This window comes from Cupriavidus sp. 01L46 (assembly GCF_056399905.1).
In genome coordinates this window covers 1-11,099 of sequence record NZ_JBFTSF010000220.1, presented here as the reverse complement: position 1 = coordinate 11,099, position 11,099 = coordinate 1, and the positions used below count along the sequence as shown (strand labels likewise).

Annotated in this window: 9 protein-coding genes and 1 pseudogene; all 10 read left to right on the top strand. The window is 67.4% G+C overall.

All coding sequences use genetic code 11. The features are described from left to right. Window positions 1–1,241 (top strand): putative Ig domain-containing protein (locus tag AC1DS3_RS28440; protein WP_477128406.1); only part of this gene is annotated, 1,241 nt, incomplete at its 5' end. 64 nt (window positions 1,242–1,305) lie between these two features. Further along, on the top strand, window positions 1,306–2,826 hold the full coding sequence (locus AC1DS3_RS28435) for a TolC family protein (RefSeq protein ID WP_441634535.1): 1,521 nt from the start codon (window positions 1,306–1,308) through the stop codon (window positions 2,824–2,826). A 63-nt stretch (window positions 2,827–2,889) separates the two neighbouring features. After that, window positions 2,890–3,663 carry an efflux RND transporter periplasmic adaptor subunit gene (locus tag AC1DS3_RS28430; RefSeq protein ID WP_441634537.1) on the top strand — a complete coding sequence of 258 codons (774 nt, stop codon included), beginning with the start codon at window positions 2,890–2,892 and terminating at the stop codon, window positions 3,661–3,663. Further along, the gene (locus tag AC1DS3_RS28425) at window positions 3,660–5,003 is read left to right on the top strand and encodes an efflux RND transporter periplasmic adaptor subunit (protein WP_477128405.1); all 1,344 of its coding nucleotides are present in this window, start codon (window positions 3,660–3,662) and stop codon (window positions 5,001–5,003) included. Before AC1DS3_RS28430 ends, AC1DS3_RS28425 begins: the two co-directional genes overlap by 4 nt. Before the next feature lies 1 nt (window position 5,004). Then, window positions 5,005–7,104, top strand: coding sequence for a site-2 protease family protein (locus AC1DS3_RS28420; RefSeq protein WP_441634541.1), 2,100 nt, complete (start codon window positions 5,005–5,007; stop codon window positions 7,102–7,104). A gap of 38 nt (window positions 7,105–7,142) precedes the next feature. Then, a complete protein-coding gene (gene cysC, locus AC1DS3_RS28415) occupies window positions 7,143–7,718 on the top strand; it encodes an adenylyl-sulfate kinase (RefSeq protein WP_441634543.1) in 576 nt (191 codons plus the stop codon). Between the two features lie 104 nt (window positions 7,719–7,822). Beyond that, entirely contained in the window at window positions 7,823–8,677 is an 855-nt protein-coding gene (locus tag AC1DS3_RS28410; RefSeq protein WP_441634545.1) for an energy transducer TonB, read from the top strand. 460 nt (window positions 8,678–9,137) lie between these two features. Continuing rightward, window positions 9,138–9,560, top strand: a complete 423-nt coding sequence (locus tag AC1DS3_RS28405) for a hypothetical protein (protein WP_441634547.1) — start codon at window positions 9,138–9,140, stop codon at window positions 9,558–9,560. Window positions 9,561–9,735: 175 nt separating this feature from the next. Next, on the top strand, window positions 9,736–10,188 hold the full coding sequence (locus AC1DS3_RS28400; RefSeq protein WP_441634549.1) for a GNAT family N-acetyltransferase: 453 nt from the start codon (window positions 9,736–9,738) through the stop codon (window positions 10,186–10,188). A 166-nt stretch (window positions 10,189–10,354) separates the two neighbouring features. Next, window positions 10,355–11,099 (top strand): annotated as a pseudogene (locus AC1DS3_RS28395) (ankyrin repeat domain-containing protein); the annotation flags it as partial.

The following is an 11,099-nucleotide window of genomic DNA, read 5'->3' as shown; positions in this document are numbered from 1 at the left end:
GTGCCGGCAATGCGATCGATGTGTCCCTGCACGGCGTGGCGGATACGCGGGCCGTGACGGTGGACACCACGCCGCCCACGGCCGTGGGCATCGCGCGCGTGGATGCATCGCCCACCTCGGGCCGCGCGGTGAGCTATACCGTGACGTTCGCCGAAGGCGTCACCGGCGTGGATGCCGCCGACTTCGTGCTGACCCGGACCGGCTCCGCAACGGGCGTCATCAGCGGCGTTACCCAGGTCGATGCGCGGACCTATACCGTGCTTGTCACCGGTCTCGGCGGCTCCGGGCAGATTGGCCTGACGCTCAATGCAAGCGGCACCGGCATTGCCGACCGCGCGGGCAACACGCTCGCGGCGGGCKCGAGCGGCGATCCGTATGAAGTGCGCTCGACCGTCCACTTGACGACGCCGGCCGCGCCGGCGCCGGTGCCCGTGCCGGGGCTGGCACCGCTGGCGCCAGTGCCATCGGCGCCGCTGATCACGCTGACCGCGCTCGACTCGGCGCCTGGCGTCGACGCGCCGACGCTCAACCCGGCCGGCAACGGCAACGGCACCGGCTTCAGCGCCGACGCCGTTGGCAGGAACCCGTTCAATGCGGATCCGCTTTCGGCCGGCAGCCTGAGCTATGCGCTGCAGGCGCCGGAAGGGCGCATGAACCTGGTCGACGTTGGTGGCGCCGGCAGCATTGGCCTGCAGGCCATGCCGGAGATCGGCAGTTTCTCGGCGCGGGCGGGCGAGGCGATCAGCATCGCGCTGCCGGCTTCCCTCTTCCGAGCGAGCGACCGCGAAGCCACGGTGACGGTGGAGGTGCGCCTGGCCAACGGGCGCCCGCTGCCGCCGTGGCTCAAGTTCGATCCGGTGACCGGCACGCTGGCCGGCAAGCCGCCGCAAGGCATGAACCAGCAACTCCAGATCGAAGTCACCGCACGGGACAGCAAGGGCAATCGCGCCAGCAGCCATCTGGACCTGAACGTGAAGGCGTCGGCCGACTCGCGCGCTGGCCTGGAGCAAGCGGGCACGCTCGCACAGGGGGACGGCAGCCATGCCGATCCGCTGGCCGCCATCCTGCAATCCGCCGCGTTGCAGCCAGCCGGCAAACCGGCGCTGGCGGTGCAGTTCGATCAGTTTGGCCGGCCCGCGCAACAGGCCGCCAATGCGGCTTTGCTGCACCACCTGCAAATGAGCCGGCAGCCGGTCATGCACGCAGCAACGCAGTCTGAAAGCCAGCCGGAGCAGGCCTAGGCCGGTAGCGAATCACGTCATGACTCACTATAAAACGCAGCAACCCCGGAAAGAGGAAAATCCGTTGTCGAACGCTATCTCTCGCCTGGTCCAACCCGGACCCAAACGGCTGGTCTGCGTGTTGGCCGCCGCCGCGATGCTGGGCGGCTGTGCCATTCAGCCCGTCGCCACCACCCTGGCCGAGCGCCAGGCCGAGCTGCCTGAACAACGCCAGGCGATGTTCCAGAACCAGGAGGCGCTGGCCGGCCCGGTCACGCTGGAAGAGGCCATGGCGCGCGCGCTGAAGTACAACCTCGACGGCCGGCTCAAGCTGATGGAAGAAGCCATGGCGCAGCGCCAGCTCGACCTGTCGCGCTGGGACATGCTGCCCCGCCTGACGGCCGACGCCGGTTACGCCTGGCGCAGCAACGAACTCGCCTCGTCTTCCAGGGATGTGGTCACCGGGCAGCAGTCCCTGGTGCCGTCGACCTCGTCCGAGCGCTCGCACTATAACGGCAACCTGAACCTGTCGTGGAACGTGCTGGACTTCGGCGTCAGCTACTACACCGCGCGCCAGCAGGCCGACCGTGTGCTGGTGATGAGCGAGCGCCGCCGCAAGGTGGTTCACCTGATGATGCAGCAGGTCAGGCAAGCCTATTGGCAAGCCGTGGGCGCGCAGCAGCTCGAAGCCAAGGTGGAGCCTATCCTCAAGCTGACGCAAGCGGCGCTGGACGACTCCCTGCGCATCGAGAAGGAGAGGCTGCAGTCACCGCTGGAAACGCTGAATTACCAGCGCCAGCTGCTCGACATCCTGCGCCAGCTCGAAGCCGTGCGCGACGAGCTTGCGCAAGCCAAGCCGCGCCTGGCCTCGATCATGAACGTGCCGCCGGGCGACGACTACACGCTGGCCGCGCCAGCGGGCTTCAGCCTGCCCAAGCTGCCGGTGGCCGCCGACAAGATGGAAGAAACCGCCCTCGTCAACCGGCCGGAACTGGTCGAGGCCGGCTACAACGAGCGCATTGGCCTGGATGAAACCAAGAAGGCCCTCGCCAAGCTGCTGCCGGGCGTGACCTTCCAGCTGGGCGCGAACTTCGACACCGACAACTTCCTGGTGAACAACGCCTGGAACAACATCGGCCTGCGCATGAGCTGGAACCTGCTCAACCTGCTCAACGCCGGCAACATCCGTGCCGCCGCCGATGCGCAGTATGAAGTCGCCAAGCAGCAGCGCCTGGCGCTGAACATGGCGGTGCTGACCCAGGTGCACGTGGCATATCGCGGCTACATCGGCTACAAGCGTGCCTTCGAGTTGTCCGGCAAGATGAACGACGTCGATCAGCGCATCCTGACGCATACGCAGAATGCCACCCGTTCCGATGCGACCGGCAAGCTGGCCGAGATTCGCGCGGGCGCCAGCGCGGTGATGTCCGAGCTGCGGCTGTATCAAGCCTACGGCGCGCTGCAGAATGCCTCTGGCCAGATGATGGCAACATTGGGCCTGGACCCGTTGCCGACCGCGGTCGGCGGCTACGACCTGCCGACCTTGCGCGCGGCCATCGCCGAGCACGAGAAGACCCTGATAGAGCCGCCCAAGGAAGCCCAGTAACCAGGCAATCGAGTAATCGAGCAAGCCGTTCATCCCGTAATCCAGTCTTACCGTCGCTCCGTAATGAAACGCTTTGCATTAAACGCCGCTGCCTGGCTGCCGCTGCTGCTGGCGACAGCAGCAGCGGCCGGTGCCGCACCCGTGGCCGCCCCCACCACGTTTGCCGGCGCCGACAAGGATGGCCGTATCCGGACCCAGCTGGCAGCGCGCGAATTCGCCACCATCTCCAGCGAGATCAACGCCAAGATCGACCGCCTGCCGTTGCGGGACGGCGATAGCTTCCGCGCCGGCCAGACGCTGGTCTCGTTCGACTGCGCGCTGTTCAGCGCGCAGCTGCGCAAGGCCGAAGCCTCCGCCGGAGCCGCGCAGCAGGTGCTGGCCGTCAACAAGCGCCTGGCGGAACTGAACTCGGTCGGCAAGCTGGAGATCGAGCAAGCGCAAGCCAAGGCCAAGGAATCGGCCGCGGAGGCCGCCTATATGCGCTCCACCGTCAGCAAGTGCAGCATCGCGGCGCCGTTCTCGGGCCGCGTGACAAAGCGCCTGGCGATGGCGCACGAGTTTGTCACGCCGGGCAAGCCGCTGCTCGAGATTGTCGATTCCAGCGATCTCGAGCTGCAGATGATCGTGCCGTCCAGGTGGCTGGCGCGCATCAAGCCCGGCACGCCGTTCACGGTCCTGGTCGATGAGCTCAACCAGTCGTTCCCGGCCAAGGTCAGCCGCATCGGCGCCAGGATCGACCCGGTGAGCCAGGCGATTTCCATCACCGGCAAGATCGACGGCAGCCAGGCCTCCTTGCTGCCGGGCATGAGCGGCTGGGCGAGTTTCCCGGAAAAATGACGCAAGGCGCCGATGCACCAACGGCGGTTGCCCCGCTGCTCGCGCTGCTGCAGCTGGAGCGCCGCGCGCGGGAAGCGCAAAGCGTGGAGGCGCTCGGGTTTGTGATGGCCAACGAGACGCTCAGCCTCGTGCCCTACCGGCAGGCGGCGGTCTGGCTGGAGAGCGGCCTGGGCCAGGTCTCGGCCGTATCCGGCCTGCCGCAGGTCGACCCCAACGCGCCATATCTGCAATGGCTGACCCAGCTCTGCCGTGGGCYGGCCCATGCCCACGCCGATACCACGCCCGTCGACGCTGGTGCCGCGCCCGCTAAAACCAGCGCGGACTGGGCAGACTGGCTGCCGGCGCATGCCCTGTGGCTGCCGCTGAAAGACCAGCTCGGCCGGCGCGACGGCGCGCTGCTGCTCGCGCGCGAAGCGCCGTTTACCGAGCACGAGCTGGCGGTGCTGGCCGAAGTCACGCATGCCTATGGCCACGCCCTGGCGGCGTTCCGGCCCGCGCAGCCGCTGGGCCAGCGGCTCAAGGCCATGCTGCGGCCGGGGCGAACCCGCCGCCGGGTCCTGCTCGGCCTGCTGGTGGTCTGCCTGATTCCCATGCGGCTCACCGTACTGGCGCCGGCCGAGGTGTCCGCGCGCGATCCGTTCCTGGTGCGCGCGCCGCTCGATGGCGTGATCGAACGCGTGTACGTCCAGCCGAACCAGCCGGTGCCGCAAGGCGCGCCGCTGTTCAGCCTGGACACGGTGGCGCTGCAGACCCGCCGCGCCGTGGCCGAGCGCGCTTACGATACGGCGCAGGAGACGTACCGCCAGTCGGCGCAGATGGCGGTGACCGACGACGAGAGCCGCCTCAAGATGGCCCAGACCCGGGGTGAGCTGGACCAGAAGGCGCTGGAACTCGACTACACCGCCAGGCAGCTGGCGCGCGTGCAGGTCAAGGCCGAGCGCGAGGGCGTGGCCGTTTTCGGCGATGTGAACGACTGGCAGGGCAAGGCCGTCACCATTGGCGAGAAGGTTTTGCTGCTGGCCGATCCGGCCAAGGTGGAACTCACCGCGCAGATGCCGGTGGCGGAGCAGGTCAGCCTCCAGGCCGGCGACACGATCACCTTTTACCCGGACGCCAACCCGACCCAGGCGTTCGATGCCCGCATCATCAGCGTGTCCTACGCCGCGGCCGAAACCGATGGCGGCGTGCTGGCCTACCGCGTGCGCGCGAGCTTTGCCGCCAAGGACCTGCCGCGGCTTGGCCTGCGCGGTACCGCGCGGCTGTCGGCCGGCTGGGTTCCGTTTCTCTATCATGCGCTGCGCCGTCCGTTGACGGTGGCGCGCCAGTGGATAGGCATTTAACGTGTTGCCCCCATTACGTCAGGACCTGACGCTGCACCCCGGTCCGGCCGACACCAGCGGCGCACCCACCTGGACCTTGCACGACCCGGCCGCCAACAAGTTCTATCAACTGTCCTGGCCGGCATTCGAGATCCTCTCGCGCTGGCCGCTTGGCGATGCGCGCGCGCTGCTCGATGCGGTGAACCGCGAGACCACGCTGACCGTGGGCGAGGACGAGCTCGAAGCGGTGGTGCAGTTGCTCCACCGGCACAACCTGCTGCTTGCGTGGCGGGCGGAAGACAGCGCGCGGCTGGGCCGCATCGCCGGCGCGCACCGCGTGAGCAAAGCCATGTGGCTGCTCAAGCATTACTTGTTCTTCCGCGTGCCGCTGGTGCGGCCCATGCCCATGCTGCAGCGCTGCGCGCCGTGGGTCGAATGGGCGTTCAAGCCGCGTTTCTGGTGGGGCGTGGGCCTGGTTGCCCTGCTTGGCCTTTACCTGGTCTCGCGCCGCTGGGATGAATTTACTCATACCTTTGCCTCCTATGCGGGCCTGCAGGGATTGCTGGGCATCGGGCTGGCGCTGTCGCTGGCCAAGGTGCTGCATGAGCTGGGCCACGCGTTTACCGCCTACCGCTACGGCTGCCGCGTACCCACCATGGGGGTCGCCTTCCTGGTGATGTGGCCGGTGCTTTATACAGACACCAACGAAGCCTGGAAGCTGATGCGGCGCCAGGACCGGCTCAAGATCGGCGCCGCCGGCATGCTCTCGGAACTGGCGCTGGCCGCCTTTGCCACGGTGGCGTGGAGCTTCCTGCCGGACGGGCCGCTGCGTGCGGGCGCATTCATGCTGGCAACCAGCACGTGGCTGCTGACCCTCGCCATCAATGCCAGCCCGTTCATGCGCTTCGACGGCTATTTCCTGCTGGCGGACTGGCTCAACATGCCCAACCTGCACGACCGGGCATTCGCGATGGCGCGCTGGTGGCTGCGGGAGCGGCTGTTCGGCTTCGCGGATCCAGCGCCCGAATCGTTTTCCGCCTCGCGGCGCCGCTTCCTCATTGTCTTCGCCATCCTGACCTGGCTCTACCGGCTCGGCTTGTTCTTCGGCATCGCGCTGACCGTCTATCACCTGTTCTTCAAGACGCTGGGGCTGGCCTTGCTGGCCATCGAGCTAGGCGTGTTCATCGTCATGCCGGTCATTCGCGAAATACTGGTGTGGCGCCACCGCCGTGCGGATATCCACTGGAACGCGCAGACCCGGCGCGCCGTGGTCTTGCTCGGCGTGCTGCTGGCCGTGGCCGTGATCCCCTGGGGCGGCACCATTCGCGCACCGGCCGTGCTCAGCGCCAGCCAGAGCCAGTCGCTCTATGCGGCCCAGCCCGGCTACGTGAGCGGTGGCGCGGTGCAAGCCGGGCAGACTGTCGCCGCCGGCCAGTTGCTGGCGCAGCTGGTCTCGCCGGAACTGGACTTCCGCCTGGCCGCCGCGCAGGCGCAGGCGCAGCAGCTGCGCTGGCAAATGGAGCAGCAGCCGTTTGCCACCAAGCTGCGCGACGAGGGCGATGTGCTGCGCCGCCGCTGGGCCGTCGCCCAGGCCGAGGTAACGGGCCTTGCCGAAGAGCGCAAGCGCCTGGAAGTGCGCGCGCCGTTCGCCGGGCGCGTGGTGGATGCCAACCTGTTCCTCGCCGATGGCGCGTGGCTGGCGCGCGGTGAACCGCTTTACCATATCGTCGGCCAGGGTAGCGAGCTCAAGGCGGAGGCCTTCATCGGCGAGCAGGACCATGCCGCGCTCACCGCCGGCAGCAGTGGCGTCTTTGTCGCCAACCTCCCGGAATTCGGCTCGGTGCGCTGCGCCGCCGCGCAGACGGACCAGGTCAACGTCGCCGGCCTGGAGCAGCGCACGCTGGCCAGCCTCTATGGCGGCCCCATCGCGGTCACGCGCAGCCAGCACAACGGGCTGGCGCCAACCACGGCCATCTTCCGCGTGCGCTTGTCGCATTGCGACTCGCTCCCACTCTCACGCGAATTGCCCGGTACCGTGCTGCTGGCCCGCCAGCGCCATAGCCTGGCGGGCGATGCCTGGACCGCGCTGCTGGGTCTGATGCAGCGCGAACGCGGCCTTTGATCGCGCAGCCCGACGCCAAATACCGGATCACGCACAGCATGCACTTCACGCCAAATTCATCGCACGACACCGGGCGCGCGCCGGGAACGGTCTGGATCACCGGGCTATCGGGGGCGGGCAAGACCACGCTCAGCCACGCCCTGCGCAAACGGATGCTGGCCGCCGGCCATCCGGTGCTGCTGCTCGATGGCGATGACATGCGCGCTGGCCTTAACCGCGATCTGGGCTTTTCGGACGAGGACCGCACGGAGAACATCCGCCGCGCCGCCGAAGTGGCCAGGCTTGCCAATCGCAGTGGCCTGTGGGTGGTGGCGGCATTCATCTCGCCGCTGCGCAGCCAGCGCCAGCAGGCACGCGAGATCATCGGCGGCGATGCGTTCGTTGAAGTGTTTCTCAGCGCCAGCTTCGCGGTTTGCGCGCAGCGCGATGCCAAGGGGCTCTATGCCAAAGCGTCGGCCGGGCAGATCGGCCAGTTCACCGGCCTGAGCGCCCCGTACGAAGCCCCCCTTGCGCCAGACCTGGAGATCGATACCGAAGTCGTCGGGCCGGAGCAGGCGACGGATTTGATCCACGAGGTGCTGGCGGCGCGGACAGCGCGGGCAGCGCCGGCATGAAATAAGAGCGTCCGCCCGAACGCCAGATCCATTGACTGGCTCACTGCATTCCACCACGCGCCGTCGATGTTAGCGGCGCACTGTAACGCATCGAACGCACATCCATGTCCTATCGAATCCAGCTCGGTAAGCCGACCGTTTCCGCTTTATCCCTGGTGATCTTTCTCAGCGCGCTCGGCGCGAAGCCCAGCGCGGCGGATTCCGGTGCCGACTCCGCGCTGGCCGCCGCTGCCGAGACGTTTTATGCCCGACGCGTGCGCACGGAGATGCTGAGCCGCGCGCGGGAGACTGGCGATGCAACGCATCCCGACATGCTCTACTGCCTTGCGAGCACGGACGATACGGCGATCGGCCGCGCCCTGGCCCCGGCCTTGCGCGTCGACCTGACGCCGGGCGAAGCCCAGGATCTGATTGCATTCATGCAAAGCCCTGCGGGAGAGAAGTTTCGCTGGGCGAAGGCATCGCTGCCCAGACGCCGCACGCTCCCGGCGCCAGTGTCCGACTGGACCGACGAAGAGCGGGATGCCGTTCGGACGTTCGCCAACACCCCTGGCGGCGTGCGAGGCATGTCAGGCCCGGATTCGCTGCTGCTCAACTCAGCGATCGAGACCTTCAAGAACGCCGTCTATCAGAAGTGCGCGTCGTCGCGGGCTCCCGCACCTGCCGAATCCCGGCCGGTCGAGATGACGATCAAAGAGACGCCGTGCTCGGCACCGCACCCCTTTTATCCGGCGTCGGCCAGGCGCTATCAGCAGTCCGGCCGGGTGGAAGTCCGCCTTTGGGTGAATACGGAAGGACTCGTCTATCTKACCGCGATTCAAAAGTCCTCGGCAATAGGGGCACTTGACCAGGCAGCCGAGGAGGCCGTGCAGAGAATGCGATGCGCGCCGCTCAGCAATAGCGCGGGCCGGGCGACGCCCTACACGGCGACCCAGCCGATCAACTTCCAGCTGGAATAGCGTCGCTGGCGCGCGAGAGCCGGAGACGCGGTGTCCATAGGCAGTGAACAACAAGGGGGCCGGGTATCCGAGCGCTCCGGCGCCATGCGCTATCACGAGGCATTCGACGCCCCGGCGTGATTGCCGGGCGTTGCGGAATCCGGGTTGACGCATTGCACCAGGAGAAACGCAGGCGGCCCATCCAGAGCTGGCGCGGGCCAGCGGCATTGTCTGGCGTGCAGGAAAGTGTATCGGTCTATCTCAGGGTTTTCCCCAATCCCCGGACAGGAGTAAATTCATGCATCGCCATGCCGCACTGGATGTCGGCGAAAGTCCCGGGCGCAGCGTTACCCCGGGGGTGTCCAGTGATCATGTCGCGCTCTGCCAGCGGCAAGCAGGATTTCATGTCGTTGGCGGAGCCTTGTGCCCGGGCGCACCCCGGTGCGCCTTCACTCAAGTCAGCAGGAAAGGAAGTGAACCCATGAGCTCCACGATCGAAGCACTGTTCCCGAAGCAACAAGGCGCCGCCGGCAGCGTCGTTACCGCGCTCAACCACCAGGAGATCGTCGTCGCCTTGTCGGCGCTGGTAGCCGACCAGCGCGTGGCCGTGCTGCACATGCTGTACCCGCGCACCGACGCGCGCACGCACCAAAGCCTCGACACGCTGGTCAGCACGCTGCACGGCCACGGCCTGCACGAGGTGGCCACGCTGGTCTCGCAGGAAGCACACTACCTGGTCTTCAAGGACCCGGCCAAGGCATGGAAAGCGTTCCAGGAAATCCGCCACGACTCGCTGGCGATCGGGGTGCACCTGTATTACAAGGGGCTCTCGGGGGACGATGCGGAAAAGTCGCTCGATGCGGACGCGCACCAGAAGGTGGACACGCCCGCGCGCCATCTCTGAGCGGCTTCGTTGCCGGCGCTGCCGCCGAGGGGATGGGCGGGGCGCTGGCCGCTGGCGGCCCGCCAGCCGATTTTCCGGCATGGAATGCCTCGCCGGGAACCCGCGTGCACGCTCAGCCGCGCCGGCCATTCAAGCTGGGATGACTAGGCATCCCTTCACGCCAACGCTACGCAACATGAATATCGCGCTTGAAAGCCCCAGGCAAGCGGAAGTCATCCTCCTGATCGACGAACTGGACGCCTACCAGAAGCCGCTGTACCCGCCGCAGAGCCATCACGGCATCGACATCGACGCGCTGTCTCAACCCAATGTTCTCTTTGCCGTCGTGCGAGACCAGCAAGGCACTGCCGTTGGTTGCGGGGCGATGGTCTTGCAGCCGGAGTTCGGCGAGATCAAGCGCATGTTCGTGCGTCCGGCGAACCGGGGCGGCGGCATAGCGATGCGGCTGTTGGCCACGCTGGAGAAAGAAGCCATGGCCAGGGCCTGCCCACGCTTTGTGCTTGAGACGGGTGTCAGCCAGCCCGAGGCGCTGGCGCTGTACGCCCGGGCCGGCTACCTGCGGTGCGGCCCGTTCGGCGGCTATGCGGACGATCCGCTGAGCGTGTTCATGCAGAAGACTGCGGCTTAGCCTGCCGATATGGAATGCGTGTAAAAAGTGGATGAATCGTGGCTTTGACCGGTGACCGGAGTATCATCGGGCCGCCTGTCACTCTTCCCACTCCCGGATGTTGCGCATTCCTGCCACCCCTCAATCTCAAACTCTCCACGTTTCCTTCGTCCCCCGATTTTCCCGCTTGCTCGGCGCCGCGGCGCTGGCGCTGGCCTGCCTCGCGGGCACGCCGCGCCCCGCGCTGGCATACGATATCGGCGCGGTGATCGACGCCATGCGCCTTAGCCGCTATGCCCTGAACGCGCCTGAGCGGCGCGTGTGGGGCACCGAGAACGCGCGCGATGCGCTGCTGGTCGGCCAGGTCGAAAACCGCTTGTTCTTCTACCGCTATGTGCGCGAAGGCAACACGTCCAGGCTGGCATTCCGCTCGCCGCCGCTGGTGATCGACCCGGGCACCTGGCGGCCGGCGCACGAGGAAAACGTGTCCGTCACCACGCCCAGGGGCGACGAGACCTTTTACTGGGTGGCCTATACCTACAACGATGTCGACGGCAAGCAGGTGAACGGCTACCTGGTGGACGCAGCCGGCGAAGCCATCACGGTGCGCGCCGACGCCAGCACCGCAACGGTGACCAGCACGCGGCCCTGGGACGCGGCGCGCCAGGCGCAGGCCATGGCCACGCTGCGCAAAGCCCTGGTGAGCTACCCCAGCCGCCTGACGGCCATGCCGGCCGACTTGCGCTTCGTGCAGCGCCCGGCGGTTGATACGCTGGCTGCCTTCCGGGCGCTGCACCAGGCAGCGCGCGCCATCCCCCGCGCGAAGACCGCGGAATTCGCCCGCGCGCTGGCGCAGTTGCGCACCTTCGTCATGGAGCAGGACTATCGCGAGATCGATCCCAAGGGCGAATACCCCGACACGCTGGTCGCCC